The 17,008-nt window shown below is 71.7% G+C and carries 15 protein-coding genes; 10 read left to right on the forward strand and 5 right to left on the reverse strand.

What is annotated here, in order from left to right; translation table 11 throughout:
- Positions 1 to 16 precede the first annotated feature (16 nt).
- Positions 17 to 1,885 carry a serine/threonine-protein kinase gene (locus tag DFJ67_RS14885; RefSeq protein WP_409362950.1) on the reverse strand — a complete coding sequence of 623 codons (1,869 nt, stop codon included), beginning with the start codon at positions 1,883 to 1,885 and terminating at the stop codon, positions 17 to 19.
- Between the two features lie 161 nt (positions 1,886 to 2,046).
- Here DFJ67_RS14885 and DFJ67_RS14890 point away from each other — a divergent pair, with 161 nt between their 5' ends.
- Both DFJ67_RS14890 and DFJ67_RS14895 read left to right on the forward strand, forming a co-directional pair.
- A complete protein-coding gene (locus DFJ67_RS14890) occupies positions 2,047 to 3,627 on the forward strand; it encodes an acyl-CoA mutase large subunit family protein (protein ID WP_116068432.1) in 1,581 nt (526 codons plus the stop codon).
- 241 nt (positions 3,628 to 3,868) lie between these two features.
- Positions 3,869 to 5,308, forward strand: coding sequence for an amidohydrolase (locus tag DFJ67_RS14895; protein WP_203783879.1), 1,440 nt, complete (start codon positions 3,869 to 3,871; stop codon positions 5,306 to 5,308).
- On the opposite strand, the gene DFJ67_RS14900 is transcribed toward DFJ67_RS14895, so the two are convergent.
- Positions 5,305 to 6,318 (reverse strand): DUF4349 domain-containing protein, encoded by a 1,014-nt coding sequence (locus DFJ67_RS14900; protein ID WP_116068434.1) that lies wholly within the window; start codon positions 6,316 to 6,318, stop codon positions 5,305 to 5,307. The two genes, DFJ67_RS14895 and DFJ67_RS14900, sit on opposite strands and share 4 nt — an antisense overlap.
- Positions 6,319 to 6,433: 115 nt before the next feature.
- On the opposite strand from DFJ67_RS14900, the gene DFJ67_RS14905 reads away from it, so the two are divergent.
- From DFJ67_RS14905 to DFJ67_RS14920, 4 genes are read left to right on the forward strand one after another with little or no spacing between them, the layout of a single operon-like run.
- Entirely contained in the window at positions 6,434 to 7,066 is a 633-nt protein-coding gene (locus tag DFJ67_RS14905; protein ID WP_116068435.1) for an MBL fold metallo-hydrolase, read from the forward strand.
- Positions 7,059 to 7,916, forward strand: coding sequence for a hypothetical protein (locus tag DFJ67_RS14910; protein ID WP_116068436.1), 858 nt, complete (start codon positions 7,059 to 7,061; stop codon positions 7,914 to 7,916). Before DFJ67_RS14905 ends, DFJ67_RS14910 begins: the two co-directional genes overlap by 8 nt.
- Complete coding sequence (locus tag DFJ67_RS14915) at positions 7,913 to 8,713, forward strand: SCO6745 family protein (RefSeq protein WP_239097338.1); 801 nt, start codon at positions 7,913 to 7,915, stop codon at positions 8,711 to 8,713. The genes DFJ67_RS14910 and DFJ67_RS14915 overlap by 4 nt, the downstream gene beginning before the upstream one ends.
- A gap of 41 nt (positions 8,714 to 8,754) precedes the next feature.
- Positions 8,755 to 9,726, forward strand: coding sequence for a GNAT family N-acetyltransferase (locus tag DFJ67_RS14920; protein ID WP_239097339.1), 972 nt, complete (start codon positions 8,755 to 8,757; stop codon positions 9,724 to 9,726).
- Here the strand turns inward: DFJ67_RS14920 and DFJ67_RS14925 are convergent.
- Positions 9,698 to 10,159, reverse strand: coding sequence for a gamma-glutamylcyclotransferase family protein (locus DFJ67_RS14925; RefSeq protein WP_116068437.1), 462 nt, complete (start codon positions 10,157 to 10,159; stop codon positions 9,698 to 9,700). The two genes, DFJ67_RS14920 and DFJ67_RS14925, sit on opposite strands and share 29 nt — an antisense overlap.
- A 45-nt stretch (positions 10,160 to 10,204) precedes the next feature.
- Between DFJ67_RS14925 and DFJ67_RS14930 the strand changes: the two genes are divergently transcribed.
- A complete protein-coding gene (locus DFJ67_RS14930; RefSeq protein WP_116068438.1) occupies positions 10,205 to 11,608 on the forward strand; it encodes an NAD(P)H-quinone dehydrogenase in 1,404 nt (467 codons plus the stop codon).
- Here DFJ67_RS14930 and DFJ67_RS14935 read toward each other — a convergent pair.
- Positions 11,565 to 12,305: a DedA family protein gene (locus DFJ67_RS14935; protein ID WP_116068439.1), complete on the reverse strand. Its 741-nt coding sequence runs from the start codon at positions 12,303 to 12,305 to the stop codon at positions 11,565 to 11,567. The genes DFJ67_RS14930 and DFJ67_RS14935 overlap by 44 nt on opposite strands.
- Positions 12,306 to 12,596: 291 nt before the next feature.
- On the opposite strand from DFJ67_RS14935, the gene DFJ67_RS14940 reads away from it, so the two are divergent.
- Genes DFJ67_RS14940 through DFJ67_RS14950 form a run of 3 tightly spaced genes read left to right on the forward strand, consistent with a single transcriptional unit; the run spans position 12,597 to position 15,945 of the window.
- Entirely contained in the window at positions 12,597 to 14,162 is a 1,566-nt protein-coding gene (locus DFJ67_RS14940; protein WP_116068440.1) for a circularly permuted type 2 ATP-grasp protein, read from the forward strand.
- Positions 14,156 to 15,097 (forward strand): alpha-E domain-containing protein, encoded by a 942-nt coding sequence (locus DFJ67_RS14945; protein WP_116068441.1) that lies wholly within the window; start codon positions 14,156 to 14,158, stop codon positions 15,095 to 15,097. Before DFJ67_RS14940 ends, DFJ67_RS14945 begins: the two co-directional genes overlap by 7 nt.
- A complete protein-coding gene (locus DFJ67_RS14950; RefSeq protein WP_116068442.1) occupies positions 15,097 to 15,945 on the forward strand; it encodes a transglutaminase family protein in 849 nt (282 codons plus the stop codon). The genes DFJ67_RS14945 and DFJ67_RS14950 overlap by 1 nt, the downstream gene beginning before the upstream one ends.
- On the opposite strand, the gene DFJ67_RS14955 is transcribed toward DFJ67_RS14950, so the two are convergent.
- Positions 15,942 to 16,871, reverse strand: coding sequence for a diacylglycerol/lipid kinase family protein (locus DFJ67_RS14955; RefSeq protein WP_116068443.1), 930 nt, complete (start codon positions 16,869 to 16,871; stop codon positions 15,942 to 15,944). The genes DFJ67_RS14950 and DFJ67_RS14955 overlap by 4 nt on opposite strands.
- Positions 16,872 to 17,008: the final 137 nt, after the last annotated feature.

Here is a 17,008-nt window from a genome sequence, read left to right on the forward strand (position 1 = left end):
CGGGCCTCGGGCGCGGTCAGTTGGCGACGAGCTGGAACGAACGGACCATCTCGTCGAAGATCGGCTTGCTCGCCGCGAATCGGTCTTCGGTGCTGGTCAGGAAGAACGAGTAGGCATGCCCACCGTTGATGACCGCCCCCCAGACACCGTGCCGCTCCTCGCCGCAGGTGTATTCGAGCTCGCCGGAGACCCGACCGTCGATCTGGCCCTCGCGCAGGTCGACCCGCTTGTAGGGCTTGGGGCACGACTTCGAGTTGGACTTGAGCCCGCGCTCGGCGGCGGCCAGGAACCCGGACGGGGTGGCCTTCGAGCTCGCGTCTTCGACCAGGATGCGGACCTTGCGGCCAGAGTCGTCGGGGTCGATGTAGTCGTAGTAGACCGACTTGCCGCCGCCGGCGCGCTTCCAGCCCTTGGGCACGTTGACGGAGACGCCGCGCAACGCGTGCACCTGGGTCGGGAAATCGGCGGCCGACGGCGCCGAGCTGGGCCCGCCCGACTGCGCCACCGGCTGGGTGGGCTGGTCGTCGCCGCCGCTGAACGCGACGAACCCGATCACGATCAACACCACCGCGAGGCCGCCCGCGACACCGAGCTGGAGCTTCCGTGGCCAACCGCGGACGGTGTCGACCAGGTCGCCGCCGCGCCGCTTGAGACCGGCCACGGCACCGCCACCGGACGGCGGCGCCGGGGGCTGCTGTCCCCAGGTCTGTGTGGGCATCTGCCCGGTCGGGGTCTGTAGCCCGGGCGCGGCCGGAACGGGCTGCCCGTTGGACAGCCGTTCGGTCAGCGACTCGCCCGGCGCCAGCATCGCCCGGCCGCCGATCTGACCGGTCGGGCGCTCCGGTGGCGGCGCGACCGGCTGCCACGGCGAGCGCTGTGCCGGCACGACCGCGTAGGGGTCGGTCATCATGTGCGCCGGTGCCTTGCTGGCCAATGGGCCGGCGAGCAACTCGCGGAGCATGCTGCGGGCGGTCGCCACGTCGTAGCGGCGGGCCGGGTCTTTCTCCAGCAGGCCCATCAGCACGTCGTTGAGCACGCCGGCCCGGCTGGTCGGCGCGGGCGGGTCTTCGACGACCGCGTGCATGGTCTCGATCGGGTCGCCCTTGTCGAACGGCGGGCGGCCCTCGACGGCGGTGTAGAGCGTCACGCCCAGCGAGAACAGGTCGCTCGGCGGCCCGAAGTCCTGGCCCATGGCCCGCTCGGGCGAGATGAAGTGCGGCGAGCCGAGCACCATGCCGGGCGTGGTGAGCTGCACGTCGGTGGGCATCCGGGCCACGCCGAAGTCGGTCAGCACGCACCGGCCGTCGGCGCAGATCAGCACGTTGGCCGGCTTGACGTCACGGTGCAGCACGCCGTTGGCGTGGGCGATCTCCAGCGCGCCGAGCAGCGCGATGCCGATCTTCGCGACCGCGCGCGCCGCGACCGGGCCGTCTTCGATCACCATGTCGGCGAGGCTGCGCGCGTCGAGCAACTCCATGACGATCCACGGTCGACCGTTTTCCTGGACGACGTCGTAGACCTGCACGACCGACGGGTGCTGGAGCGCCGCGGCGGCGCGCGCTTCCCGCATGGTGCGCTCATACATCGAGTCACGGTCGCTGGGCGCGAGACCCGGCGGCAGCACGACCTCTTTGACCGCGACGTCGCGACGCAGCAGGACGTCGCTCGCGCGCCAGACCGTGCCCATGCCGCCGTGGCCGACCGCCGCCCGAAGCGAGTAGCGGCCGCCGATCGTGGCTCCCGGGGCCGCACGGCTAGCTCTGTTGCCACCGATGCCTGGACTGTCAGTCGGCATGGAGAATCCAGAGCCATCAGGGGCACCGGTGGAGGTTGGGCTGTTGGATCCGGAGGTGGCGGAGCCGCTCCACGTCGGAATCTGAGTCACTGAAAAGCCGCCGGGGGGTCGAGGGCCAGTTACCAACCTCCCTATCTTGGGGGAGCCGGCCCGATAAGGGAAACCGCATCACCTGTTGTGATGGATCATTGACGGTGGGTGCGAACGACCGAACCGTCCGTGCTGACGCCCTCACAACTTAGGATTCGTTGATGGCGGAGCGGAAAGCGGAGTCGGGTTTCCCGGTCAAGCCGGTTTACGACCAGTCGGACCTTCCCGACGACACCGACATGCGGGTCGGCCGGCCGGGCGAATATCCCTACACCCGCGGCGTCTACCCCACGATGTATACGTCGCGGCCCTGGACGATGCGCCAATATGCCGGCTTCGGCACCGCGACCGAGTCCAACGCCCGCTATCACCGGCTCCTCGAGCACGGCACGATGGGCCTGTCGGTGGCGTTCGACCTGCCGACGCAGATGGGCTACGACTCCGACGACCCGGTCGCGCACGGCGAGGTCGGCAAGGTGGGCGTGGCGATCGACTCGCTGGCCGACATGAAGACGCTCTTCGACGGCATCCCGCTCGACCAGGTGTCGACCTCGATGACCATCAACGCGCCGGGCTCGCTGTTGTTGCTGCTCTACCAACTTGTCGCGGAAGAGGCCGGCATCCCGGGCAGCGCGCTCAACGGCACGATCCAGAACGACATCCTCAAGGAATACATCGCCCGCGGCACCTACATCTTCCCGCCGAAGCCGTCGTTGCGGCTGGTCGCCGACACCTTCGCCTACTGCCGCGCGGAGGTGCCGAAGTGGAACACCATCTCCATCTCCGGCTACCACATGGCGGAGGCCGGTGCGACGCCCGTGCAGGAGATCGCGTTCACGTTGGCCAACGGCGTCGACTACGTGCGCGCGGCGCTCGCCGCCGGGCTCGCCGTCGACGACTTCGCGCCCCGGCTGTCGTTCTTCTTCGTCGCCCGCACCACGCTGCTCGAAGAGGTCGCCAAGTTCCGCGCCGCCCGGCGGATCTGGGCCCGGCTGATGCGCGACGAGTTCGGCGCCCGCGATCCGAAGTCGATGATGCTGCGGTTCCACACCCAGACCGCCGGCGTCCAACTGACCGCGCAGCAGCCCGAGGTCAACCTGGTCCGGGTCGCGGTGCAGGGTCTGGGCGCGGTGCTCGGCGGCACGCAGTCGCTGCACACCAACTCCTACGACGAGGCGATCGCGCTGCCGACCGAGAAAGCGGCCCGGCTGGCGTTGCGCACCCAGCAGGTGCTCGCCTACGAGACCGACCTGACCGCCACCGTCGACCCGTTCGCCGGCTCCTACGTGGTCGAGGCGATGACCGACGAGATCGAGACCGAGGCGGTCGCCCTGATGGAGCGGGTCGCGTCCTACGGCTCGGCGGTCGACGCGATCGAGGCGGGCTTCCAGAAGAACGAGATCGAGACCTCGGCTTACCGGGTGGCCCAGGAGATCGACAGCGGCTCCCGGGTGGTGGTCGGGCTCAACCGCTTCGCGATCGCCGAGGAGGAGCCCTACGAGCCGCTGCGGGTCGACCCGGCGATCGAGGCGGCCCAGGCCAAGCGGCTCGGCGCGATCCGCGACGCCCGCGACGGCGCGGCGGTGACCCGGGCGTTGGCGGCGCTCAAGGGCGCGGCCGAGGGCACCGACAACGTGCTCTACCCGATGCGGGACGCGCTGCGGGCGTACGCCACCGTGGGCGAGGTTTGTCATGCCCTTCGCGAGGTATGGGGTGTCTACCACCCCGTCGAGCGATTCTGACCGAGAGGTTGTTACGGTGCGTTAAACTCGCACCGACACTGCATCGTTACGCTGAGCTACCAAGATCTGCCGGACGCGCTGTGCGGCACGGAGTGCCGTGAGCGTGTCAGCGTAAGTCGCCTCACCCGGCAAGGTGACCATCAGCCGGGTAGATTGAGACCAGATACCCGGATTCTCGCGCGATCCAGCGGCGTGGCCGTGTCCGCCGCCACCATCACGCGTTGTAGGAGGTGTGGGACAGTTGGCAGGTTTCAAGGCGACCGCCGACGCATCCCCGCCACTCGACGAGGGCTCCTACCAGGGCTTTCGTGACCCTGCGCAATCTGATCATCACCGTAATGATGTTGCGCAGCGTCACCGTCGGAGGTCTAGGCTAGCCAAGTCCCATTCCGCCCAGAGTGATCGAGATTTTCACGTGACGAGTGCGTTGACGCTGCCTTCCAACAGCAGCTCGGTGGCGTCCTCATGGCCCGAGACACCGCCTGGCGCCGACCCCCTTCCAGGTCAGCTAGATCGCTGGCTGGCTGCCCGGGGAGCCGAGCTCGTAGCCGTACGTCGTCACATTCACGCCCACCCCGAGCTCTCCCACCAGGAGTTCGAGACGGCGTCGCTGGTGGCCCGCGAGCTGGCCGTCGCCGGCCTGACGCCGCGGCTGCTGCCCAAGGGCAACGGCGTGATCTGTGACGTGGGCGAGGGCGACCGGGTGATCGCGCTGCGCGCCGACCTCGACGCGCTGCCGCTGCCCGACGGCAAGGACGTGCCCTACCGGTCCACCGTCGACGGCGTCGCGCACGCCTGTGGCCACGACGTGCACACCACGATCCTGCTCGGCACCGGGCTGGCCCTGGCGCAGCTCGCCGAGCGCGACGAGCTGCCCGGCCGGGTCCGGTTGCTGTTCCAGCCGGGCGAGGAGTGCATCCCGTCCGGCGCACCCGAGGTCATCTCGGCCGGTGGGCTCAAAGACGTGGGCGCGATCTTCGCGCTGCACTGCGCGCCGCAGCTCCCGGTCGGCCTGGTCGGCGTGCGCTCCGGCCCGTTCACCGCGGCCGCCGACACGGTCGAGGTCAACCTGCGCGGCAAGGGCGGCCACACCGCCCGACCGCACCTGACCACCGACCTGGTGCACGCGATGGGCCGGGTCATCATCGACGTGCCGTCGCTGCTCGACCGCCGGGTCGACGCCCGCGCCGGTGTCTCGATGGTCTGGGGCCGGGCACACGCGGGCGAGGCCTACAACGCGATCCCGGCCGAGGCCAACCTCAAGGGCACCGTGCGGATCCTCAACCGCGACGCCTGGCGCGAGGCCCCCGAGCTGGTCACCCAGCTGATCCGCGACGTGGTCGCCGCGACCGGCGCCGAGGTCGAGGTCAAATACACCCGTGGCGTGCCGCCGGTGATCAACGACCGGATGGCCACCGCGGTGGTCGCCGGTGCGGCCGGTGCCGCGCTCGGCCCCGACCGGGTGGTCGAGGCCGAGATCAGCATGGGCGGCGAAGACTTCGCGTTCTATCTGGAGCAGGTGCCCGGCGCGATGATCCGGCTCGGCACGACGCCGCAGGGCGCCGACGTCAAGCCCGACATCCACCAGTCGACGTTCGACGTCGACGAGAAGGCCATCGGGTATGGCGTGCGCGTCATGGTGCACACCGCGCTGGCCGCACTCGCCGCCGGCACCTTCTAGGCCTTCTCCTCCCGCGCCGGCTCGTCGGCCGGCGCGGGCTGGGTCGGAACCGTCGGCGGGGCCACCCTCGCGGCCGGCAGCCCGGGCCCGGCCAGTGCGACCGCCGGGCGGCCGCGGCGCAGCCGGCGCACGTAGCCGAAGACCAGCAGCCCCAGACCGGCCAGCACCAGCCAGGGCACCAGCGCGCCCAGCACGGTCAGCATGACGCCCACCGTGGCGGTGAACGCGTGCCACCCGCCGCGCAGGCCGGCCAGGAAGCCGGTGTCATCGCTCTTCGGCGGGGCCGGCGCCTGCGCGTCGGGGCCGAGCAGCGTCACGGTGATCGTGGAGAGCGCGGTCAGGTCGTCGAGCCGCCGCTTCTTGCCCTCCAGCGAGGCGAGGTCGGCCTCCCGCTTGCCGAGCTCGTTTTCCAGCGTGACCAGGTCGTTGATCGTCTTGGCCTGGGCCAGCAGCCGGCGGGCGCTGGCTACCCGGGCCTGCTGCGTGGTGATCCGGGCGTCGAGGTCGACGACGTCTTCGGTCACGTCTTCGGTGCTGATCGACCGGCGGTCGTCGGTGCCCTTGTCGGCGATGTCGTCGACCATGGCGGTGAACCGGCTGGCCGGCACCCGCAGGGTGAGCACCGCCTCCGACCGCCCGCCGTCGTCGGTGCGCTTGTCGCCGCCGACGAAGCCGCCCGCGCCGGTGGCCATCGAGGTGACCTCGGCGGCGGTGCGCTCGACGTTTTCCACCCGGATGGTGATCGACCCGGTGTAGATGATCTGCCGCTGGTCGACGGCGAGCTCGACACCGCCGGCGCCGCCCTGGGCCTGGGCTTGCTCCTGGGGCGCCTGTGGCGCGCCCTCGGCGGCCTTCTGCGCGTCTGCCCCGTTGCCGCCGGCGTCGCTCATCGGCGCGCTCGCGGTGCTGCCCGCGTCGTCATTGCTCCCGCAACCGGCCAGCGCCAGCGCGGCCACGAGACCACCGGCCGCGAGCGCCGTCAGCGCCCGTCTCCGTCGTACGCTGCCCATATCAGTTCCTTCCGAATCAGGTGCGGGTCTGTCGGTCAGACGTGCCGCGCGCGCACGCCGGTTCCGGCAGACTCGCGAGGGGACATCACGATTCGGCAGCCAAGGGGGTCACGACATGAGACTGACCAAATTTGGCCATTCCTGCGTACGCGTGGAGCACGACGGCGCCGTGCTGGTCATCGATCCGGGCAGCTTCAGCGAGCGCGCGGCACTTGACGGCGTCGACGCGGTGCTGATCACCCATGCGCACCCCGACCACCTCGACGTCGACGCGCTGACCGACGCGCTCGCCAAGCGTCCCGAGGTCATCGTGCACACGCACACCGACGTCGCCAAGGAGCTGACGTCGTTGGGTGGCGTGGTCAACACCGTCGCGTCTGGACAGTCCTTTTCGGCCGCCGGGCTGCCGATCGAGGCCTTCGGTGGCATCCACGCGGAGATCCATCCGGACATTCCGCGGATCGCCAACCTCGGCTTCCTGATCAACGAGTCCGTCTACCACCCCGGCGACTCGTTCGACGTGCCCGAGGGTGCCCGGGTCGAGACGCTCTTCGTGCCGGTGTCCGCGCCCTGGCTGAAGATCAGCGAGTCGGTCGACTTCGTCCGGGCGGTCGCACCCCGCCGGGCGTTCGCGCTGCACGACGGCGTCATCAACGAGGCCGGCGGCAAGCTGGTCGACGGCGTCATGACCCGCCTGCTCAAGGTCGACTACCAGCGCCTGACGCCCGGTACGAGCGTCGATGCCTGACCCGGTCGCCGAGCTATACGCCGCACCACCCGACGGGTTCATCGTCGCCCGCGACGAGCTGGTGGCCAATGCCAAGGCCGCCGGCCAGAGCGACCGGGCCAAGCAGCTCGGCAAGCTGCGCAAGCCGACCGTGGCCGCCTGGGTGGTCAACCTGCTGGCGATCCGCCGCCCCGAGTTGATCGACCAGTTGGTGGAGCTCTCCGCGGCGCTGCGGTCGGCACAGCGCGAGCTCAAGGGCGACGCGTTGCGCGAGCTCACCAAGCAGCGCCGGGAAGCGGTCGGCGCGCTGGTCAAGGAGGCGGTCACGCTCGCCACCAAGACCGACCCGCGCAACCGGGGCAAGCTGCCGGTCGGCGAGGTCGAGGCGACCCTGACCGCCGCCGTCTCCGACGCCGAGGTGGCACACCAGCTCCGCTCCGGCCGGCTGGTGCGGGCGGCCAGCTACGCCGGCTTCGGCGAGGTGCCGCGCCCGCAGCTCCGGCTGGTCACCGACGAGCCGCCGGAGCCCGAGCCGGCCGACGAGACCGACGAGCGCGGGTCACGGCGGGCGGCCGACGCGCAGCGCGCGGCGCAGCGGAAAGCGGCCGACCGGGAGCTGGCCGCCGCCCGCAGCGCCGAGAAGGCGTCGCAGGCCGAGCTCGACAAGGCCACCAAAGCGGAGGCCGACGGCGCGGCGGCGGTCGAGGAGGCGGAGGCCGCGCTCCAGGAGGCCGAGCGCCGCCGCGCCGACGCCGACGCCGCACTCGGCCAGCTCCGGGTGGCCCGCAAGGCCGCCGAACGCGCCGCCGTCCAGGCCCGCCGCCGCGTCGGCGAGGTCGAGGCGGCCATCGAGGGCCTGGACGAGGCATGACACCCGAGCAGACCGCACAGGCGTCGCGGGACGCGGTGTTGGAGTTGGGTGGCGCCTACGCCGAGTGTCCGCGGACCCTGCGGCGGGCCCGCCAGCTCGGCCTGTCGGGCTGGGCGTTCTACGTGGCCGGGCGGGGCGGCGCGCTGGGCGACGTGCGGCCCGACACGGTGGCGGCCGCGCTGGGCTTCATCGCGCCGGAGGCGGTGGCCGACGGCTGGGACGGCGCCCGGCGGGTGCTGCCGCCCGCTGAGGTCGCCGCGGTGCACCTGGCCGAGTGCTGCCGGTGGGGCGTTGAGCAGCTCGGCGGTTTCCCCCGGGTGGAGCGGCTGGTCGAGCTGACCCAGCGGGTGGTGCTCGCCGCCGACGCGTCCGCACTGCCGCTGTTCGCGGCCTGGCGGGCGATGCCGGTGCCCGACGACGACCCGGGCGCGCAGGCGGCCGTGCTGCTGCACCTGCTGCGCGAGCACCGCGGCGGCGCGCACCTGCTGGCCGTGCGGGCCAGCGGGCTGAGCCCGCTGGAGGCGATCATCGCCGGGCCGGAAGGCGAGGCGGGGGCGGTGGCCTGGGGCTGGCAGCCGCCCTACCCGGGCATCGGGCCGCTGTTGCGCCGCCGGATGTGGGCCGAGGCGGTGACCGACCGGATCGCGGCGTCGGCCTACGCCGCACTCACCCAGACCGAGCGGGTCGAGTTGCTCGGGCTGCTCGACAGCGCCCGCAAGGGCGTCCGGCCGCAGGGCAGCGAACCCGACCGCCGCGGTCCGGAGCCAGACGGCGACGCCCGCGTCGTGCTGGATTAATTCGGTCGCACCGATGCCCGGGGGTGTGGGACAAACGTCGGGTGGCGCTACCTGACGGCTGGAGCACGCTCCGGCCCACCCTCGACGACCTGCCGGCGATCCTCGACCTGATGCGGGCCAGCGACATCGCGGCCACGGGGGAGGCCGAGACCGGCGAAGACGACGTCAAGGCGGCGCTGACCTCGCCACACGTCGACCCGGCGCGCGACTGCTGGCTGGCCTACGCGCCCGACGGCCAGCTCGGCGGCTGGGCCTACATCGACAACGAAAACGGCGGCGACCGCGAGTTCGTCGAGGTCTTCGTGCACCCCGACCACGGCGCGCCGAGCCGGCGTCCGCTGCTCGACATGCTGCTGCACCGGGTGGCCGAGCGGGCCGCCGAGCGCGGGTCGGCGGAGGTCGTCGCCAAGGCCGGCGCGCTGCCGACCGAGATCGACTACATCGCCGACATCAAGGCGGCCGGCTTCCAGTTCGAGAAGCGCTACGCCCGCATGCGCCGGTCGCTCGACGGAGTCACCCCGGCACCGCTGCCGGCCGGCGTGACGATCCGCCTCGTCGACCCCGACGACGACGAAGACCTGCGCCTCTTCCACCGGGTCTACGACACCGGCTTCCGCGACGCACACGACTACCAGCCGCGCGACTACGACTCGTGGCGGGCCTACGTGGCCGGGCTGACCTCGGTCGCCTGGGACGAGTGGTTCGTGGCCGAGGTCGACGGCGTGCCGGCCGGCGTGCTGATGTCAGCCGACCAGTTGCTCGAGCACAACGAGGCGTGGGTCAAGAACCTGACCGTGCTGCGCGAGTTCCGCCGCCGTGGTGTCGGCGGCGCGCTGCTGCGCCACGCGTTCAGCGTCTACGCGGCCAAGGGCCGGGCGCAGGTCGGGCTCGGCGTCGACCTGACCAGCCCGACCAAGGCCGCCAACGTCTACCTGACCGCCGGGATGTCCGCGATCTACGAGGCCGACATCTTCCAGCAGCGGGTCAAAGCTCTGGCGACGAGGTCTTCGTAGGCCGGCCGCGCAACTCGGTCACATAGTCGTCGGGGGCGCCGGCCTTCTCGGCCGCGTTGGCGATCTCGGAGAGATACCACGCGGTCGGCAGGCCGCCCTCGTAGCCGTTGAAGACATACACCCAGACGGTCTCCTCGCCGTCGAGGGTGACCGCACGCATGTGCAGCTTGCGGTAGGTCTCCCCGGTCACCCCCTCGACCTCGTCGAGCTGGGCGGCGTCCCAGGGATGCACGTCGTAGAGAGCGACGAAGACCCGATCGCCGGGTGATTCGACGATCGTGGTGACCGCGCCCTCCCAGCCGATCACGTCTTCACCCGCGAAGGTGAGCCGCCAGCCTTCCAGCCAGCCGGTGCCCACCATCGGCGAATGCGGACAGTAAGCACGCATTCGGGCGGGATCGAGGTTTGAGCCGTACGCGGCGTAATGACGCACGGCGATGACGATAGCCCGGCTCGCCGGTCGTGGAGAATACGACACGTGACACGAATCGTTATCGTGGGTGGTGGACCGGCCGGTTACGAGGCGGCGCTGGTCGCCGCGCAGCTCGACGCCGACGTGACAGTCGTCGAAGCGGAGGGCGCCGGGGGCGCCTGCGTGCTGTCGGACTGCGTGCCCTCAAAGACCTTTATTGCCAGCTCAGACGTGGTGACGGCCGGGCGGGACACCGAGCGTTTCGGTGTCCACTCGGGCGGCGCCGAAGCGGTGAGCGTCGATGCCCGGGCGGTCAACACCCGGGTGAAAAACCTCGCTCAGGCCCAGTCGAATGACATCCACAACAAGCTCGTCAAGGCGGGTGTCGACTTCGTCGCCGGCACTGCCCGGCTCGGTGCTGACACGTTGGGTCACACCCACCGGGTCGAGATCACACCTGCGGGGGGTGACGCGCCGTACTCGGTCGATGCGAGCACTGTGTTGATCGCCACGGGCGCGACGCCGCGGGTGCTGCCCACGGCCGTGCCCGACGGTGAGCGGATCCTCGACTGGCGCCAGCTCTACGACCTGCCGGAGCTGCCCGAGCACCTGATCGTGATCGGCTCCGGCGTGACCGGCGCCGAGTTCGCCAGCGCCTACCTGGCGATGGGCGTGCGGGTGACGCTGGTGTCCAGCCGCGACCGGGTGATGCCGCACGAAGACGCCGACGCCGCCCAGGCGATCGAACGCGTGTTCCGCTCGCGGGGGATGACCATACTCAACAACGCCCGCGGCAACGCCGTGCGGCGCACCGCCGACGGCGTCGAGGTCGAGCTGTCCACCGGCGGCACCGTCACGGGCTCACACGCCCTGATGGCGGTCGGCTCGGTGCCAAACACCGCCGGGCTCGGGCTCGAAGACTACGGCGTGGCCGTCGGGCCGGGCGGCTATGTGACCGTCGACCGGGTGTCCCGCACCAACGTCCCCGGCATCTACGCGGCCGGCGACTGCACCGGTGTGTTGCTGCTGGCCAGCGTCGCGGCGATGCAGGGCCGGATCGCGATGTGGCACGCGCTCGGCGAGGCGGTCCAGCCGCTGCGGCTGCGCACGGTGGCCGCCAACGTGTTCACCGACCCGGAGCTGGCGACCGTCGGGGTGAGCCAGAACGACGTCGACGCGGGGCGGGTGCCGGCCCGCGAGGTGATGCTGACGCTCTCCGGCAACGCCCGGGCCAAGATGGCCGACCTCGGCGACGGCTTCGTCAAGCTCTTCTGCCGCCCGGCCAGCGGTCAGGTGGTGGGCGGTGTCGTGGTGGCGTCGAAGGCGTCGGAGCTGATCCTGCCGATCACGCTGGCGGTCGAGAACAACATGACCGTCGACCAGCTCGCGCACACCATCACGATCTATCCCTCGCTGTCGGGATCGATCACTGAGGCGGCGCGTCAGCTGATGCTGCACGAACTCCAGTAGCGTCGAGCGTCGCTCCCGCCGGTGCTGTTGCCGGGATCGGCGGGACCGGCGGGGCGCCGCGCAGGGCGGCCGGCTTCCACAGGGCCAGCCCCCAGCCGGCGCCGGCGAACACCACCGCCGCGACCACGGCGACCACGATCAGGCGCCAGCCCGACGAGGTGAGCGCCGAGCCGCCGAGGTGGCCGACCAGCGTGCCGTAGGTGGCCCAGCCGACCGCGGCCAGCGCCTGGTAGAGCAGGAACTGCTTGTAGGGGTATTGGGCGCGGCCGGCGGAGAAGCAGGCCGCCATCCGGCCGCCCGGGACGAACCGGCAGATCAGGATGACCAGCGGCCCGGGCTCGCGCAGCCCGCGGGTCAGCTTGCTGGCTGCGCGCCGGGCCCGGCCACGCTGCTCGGCGGTCTTGGCGACGCCCTCGGTCTGCACGCCACACCGTTGCCGCAGCCGGGCGATCGGCCCGGTGCGGTGGTGGGTCGAGCGGCCCAGCAGGTAGCAGGCCCAGTCGCCGATGATGACGCCGACCGCGCCCACCGCGATGGTGGTCGGTAGGCTCAGGTGGCCGTAGGCGGTCAGCGCGCCGCCCGTGATCATGATGGCCTGGGTCGGGATGACCGGCACGAAGGCGTCGACGATCAGCAGGCCGAGCAGCAGCAGATAAGCGGACACAGGCGAGGTCACCGTGCCTAGCACGTCGGCCATGCGCGCAACCTCCATCCCCGCCGGGCTCAGGATAGTTTCCAGAAAGCCCTGATGGGGGACAGTTACGCGCGGCCCCCAACCGCTCGTCTCGCATTTTGACCCTACAGACGTCACGGTGCTGGCGGCGTACCGTGGAAATGTGCGGTCCGGCACGTCGGGTCCCCCGTTCCTGGTGTGCCGGGCCGCCACCTCTGGGCCGTCGGCAGGTCCCGTGCCGACGGCCCCCTCATGTGAGGCCGACGGCCTCACATGTGAAACAGACCCGCAACGAGCCCCGCGTAGCGTGCGCGCATGGCGGACCTGTTCGAGGACTATCGGCTGGGCCCGGGCTGGGACGAGATGTTCGCGACGGCCGGCATGCCGCGGGAGACCTACGAGACGCTGCACGCCACCCTGCAACCGCTGTCCAGCGCCGACCTCGGCGTCCGGGCCGACGTCCTCGCCCGCGCCTTCCTCGACCAGGGCATCACGTTCGCCCTCAAGGGCGTCGAACGCCCGTTCCCGCTCGACATCGTGCCCCGGATCATCGACGCCGCCGAATGGGCGGTGGTGGAATCCGGTGTCGCGCAACGGATCCGGGCGCTGGAGGCGTTCCTCGCCGACGTCTACGGTGCCGGCGAGGTGCTCGAAGCCGGCGTCGTTCCCCGCGCGGTGGTGGTGACCAGCGCCCACTTCCACCGGGAGGTGGCCGGCATCGTCCCGCCCAACGGCGTCCGCGTGCACGTCGCCGGCGTCGACCTGATCCGCGACGAGGCGGGCACCTTCCGGGTGCTCGAAGACAACGTGCGGGTGCCCTCCGGGGTCAGCTACGTGATCGAGAACCGGCGGGCGATGAGCCACGTGCTCCCGGAGGTGTTCGCGGCCACCCGGATTCGGCCGGTCGAGTCCTACCCGAGCCAGCTCCTGCGGGCCCTCCAGGCCGCCGCCCCGGCCGGTGCCGGCGACCCGACCGTGGTGGTGCTCACACCGGGCGTGCACAACTCGGCCTACTTCGAGCACGCGCTGCTGGCCCGGGAGATGGGCGTCGAGCTGGTCGAGGGGCGCGATCTGATCTGCGCCGGCAACCGGGTCGCGATGCGCACGACGGCCGGCGAGCAGCCGGTCGACGTGATCTACCGGCGGATCGACGACGAGTTCCTCGACCCGGTGCACTTCCGGGCCGACTCGATCCTGGGGGTGGCCGGGCTGCTCAACGCCGCCCGGGCCGGCCAGGTGACGATCGCCAACGCGGTCGGCAACGGCGTCGCCGACGACAAGCTCCTCTATACCTACGTGCCCGAGCTGATCCGTTTCTACCTCGGCGAAGAGCCGGTGCTGCCCAATGTGGAGACCTACCGGCTGGCCGACCCCGACGTGCTCGACCACGTGCTGGATCGCCTCGACACCCTCGTGCTCAAGCCGGTCGACGGCTCAGGCGGCGCCGGCATCGTGATCGGCTCCCAGGCGACCGACGCGGAGCTGGCCGAGGTGCGGGCCCGGCTGCTGCGCGACCCGCGCGGTTGGATCGCCCAGCGCGAGGTGAAGCTGTCGATGGTGCCGACGCTGATCGGCAATCGCCTGCGGCCCCGCCACGTCGACCTGCGGCCATTCGCCGTCAACGACGGCACCCGGATCTCGGTGCTGCCGGGCGGGCTGACCCGGGTCGCGCTGCCGGAGGGCGCCCTGGTGGTCAACTCCAGCCAGGGCGGCGGCTCCAAGGACACCTGGGTGCTGGCCGCCACCCGGCCGGCTCCGGTCGACATCGCGCCGGTGCGCCGGCCCACGCCGACCGCCGACCCGGCGCCGACCCCCGATCCCGGCCCGGGCGTCACGTCACAGCAACAGCAGCAACAACAACAGGGTGGTGCGCCGTGCTGAGCCGGATCGCCGAATCGCTCTACTGGATCGGCCGCTACGTCGAGCGCGCCGAAGACACCGCGCGCATCCTCGACGTACACCTGCATCAGATGTTCGCCGATCCGTGGATCGCCGAGGATGCCGCGTGCGGTTCGCTGCTCTCGGTCATGGGCGTGTCCACCGCCGAGGTCGGGCCGCTGTCCGCCGCGCGGGTGGTCACGCTGCTCGGGCTCGACGCCCGCAACCCCAGCTCGGTGGTCGGCGCGCTGGCCGCCGCCCGGGAAAACGCCCGGGGCGCGCGGGAGACCGTCTCGTCGGAGATGTGGGAGTGCCTCAACGCCACCTGGCTCGGCTTGCCCGACGCCCGGCAGCGGGTCGAGCAACAAGGCATACATGCTTTCTTCGGATGGGTACGCGAACGCTGCGCGGTGCTCGCCGGCCTGGCCGACGCGACGATGAGCCGCGACGAAGGCTGGCTGTTCCTGGTGCTCGGCCGCAGCGTCGAACGGGTCGACATGTCGGCCCGGCTGCTGTCCACCCACGCCCGCGCCGGCGGTTCCATCCCGTCCTGGCTGACGCTGCTGCGCTCGTGCGGCGCGTGGGAGACGTTCCTGCGCACCTACCGCGGCTCTCTCGACGACCGGCACGCGGCCGAGTTCCTGCTGCTGGACCGGCTGTTCCCGCGCTCGGTGTTCGCCGCGCTCTCCACCGCCGAGTCGTGCCTGGCCGAGCTGGCACCCGGTCCGGGCCGGGCCGGCGTCGCCACCGACGCGCAGCGAATCGTCGGCCGGACCCGCACCAACCTCGAGTTCCGCGCCGCCGACGAGCTGCTCGACGACCTGGCCGGGGTGCTCGCCGGTCTGGAGCGCACCTGCTCGCAGGTCAACGAGGCGGTTTCGCGCCGCTACTTCCGGCAGACCTCCGCGGTGACCTGGGTTTCCGAGGCGGTGGCCTGATGGCGGGCTGGCGGTTGGAGATCGAGCACAAGACCGGCTTCAACTACGACGGCCGGGTCGGCGCTTCCTACAACGAGGCGCGGATGACGCCCCGCGACGAGCCGCACCAGGCGGTGCTCGACGCGCGGGTGCAGGTGTGGCCGGCGGCCCGCACCCACCGCTACGAAGACTATTGGGGCACCGTCGTCACCGCGTTCGACGTGCACACCCCGCACGAGCGGCTGGCGGTCACCGCGTCGGCCACCGTGGAGACGCTGCCGGCGGATGGCCTGGCCGCCGGCGCGTCGTGGGCCGACCTCGCGGTGCCGGGCACCGTCGACCGCTGGCACGAGTTGCTGCTGCCGACCCCGCACACCGCGCTCGACGAGGAGCTGACCGCGCTGGCCGACGAGCTGCGCGGTGCGCACGACACGCCGCACGGCGCGGCCCTCGCGGTCTGCGAACGGGTCAACACCGAGGTCGCGTACGTGGCCGGCTCCACCGGTGTGCAGACCGACGCGGTGCAGGCGTGGCGCCAGCGCAGCGGGGTCTGCCAGGACCTCAGCCATCTCACCGCCGGCCTGCTCCGGGCGATGGGCGTGCCGGCCCGCTACGTCTCCGGCTATCTGCACCCCACGGCCGACGCGCCGATCGACGAGCCGGTGGTCGGGCAGAGCCACGCCTGGGTCGAGTGGTGGGCCGGGCGGTGGACCGGCTTCGACCCGACCAACGGCATCGTGATCGGCGAGCGCCACGTGGTCGTCGGCCGCGGCCGCGAGTATGGCGACGTGCCGCCGCTCAAGGGCGTCTACGCCGGCCCGCCCAACACCGGCCAGGGCGTCTCGGTGCAGATCACCCGGCGCCGCTAGCGATCGATCGTGTCCAGGGAGGCCATCACCCGCAGGGCGTTGCCGGCCAGGCCGATCCGCAGCGGGGTGTAGCCGCGCGGCTCGCCGTCGACCTCGACCGGCACCGGCCGATCGGTCTCCACCAGGATCTCGTCGGTGGCCAGGAACGGTTCCTCGCCGTGTGAGCGCAGGTGGCCGGTCGCCGCGTTGCGCGCCGTCTCGCGCAGCAGCCGCACCCGGTTGGCGTCGCCGACCGGGTAGGCGACCAGCAGCCGGTCGTCGGCGTCGGCGTCGGCGGTGATCGGCCGGCCGGCGTGGAAACCGCCGTTGGCGACGTAGAGCTGGTGGGTCAGGTATTCGTGTGACCGGCCGTCGGCCCGCACGGTCACCCGCATCGGCCGGTGCTGGGTCAGCAGCGCCAGCGCGGTCGCCGGGTAGGCGAGCCGCCCGATCACCTTCTTCAACCGGGGCGGCGCCTTCGCGAAGATCTCCGCCGACAGCCCGATCCCGACGTGGTTGGCGAACGGCAGGTCGCCGGCGATGCCGAGGTCGACATCGATCACCTTGCCACCGGTCAGGATCGCCACCGCGGCGTCGAGGTCGAGCGGGATGCCGAGGGTACGGGCGAAGTTGTTGGTCGTGCCGAGCGGCAGCAGCCCGAGCGCGACGTCGCGGTGCGCCAGATGCCGCGCGGCCGCACCGATCGTGCCGTCGCCGCCGCCGACGATCAGCAGGTCGGGCCCGAGGTCGGTGGCGGCTTCGAGGCTGCCGCCCAACTCGCGCGGATCGTCGACCGGAAAGACCCCGAGCAGCTCGAAGCCGGCCGCGTCGAGCCGTTGCCGCACCCCGGCGTAGAGCCGGCGGCCGCGGCGGGAGTGGGCGTTGACCAGCAGCACGGCCCGGCGACCGGTGACGATCGCCGTGGTCAGCTCCGGCTTCGTACGCAATGCGGGTCCTCGGGGTTGGTTGGAAATTCGCGTGCGTCCCGGATTGCCCGCCCGCTAGCCTGGCGACATGGTTGGACCAGCACGCACGACGACGCCGGGATGTCCCGGCGTGCTGCGCTGACCTTACCGTCATCGAT

Origin of the sequence: Asanoa ferruginea, from assembly GCF_003387075.1 — a bacterium.
In the GTDB taxonomy this organism is placed as follows: Bacteria; Actinomycetota; Actinomycetes; order Mycobacteriales; family Micromonosporaceae; genus Asanoa; species Asanoa ferruginea.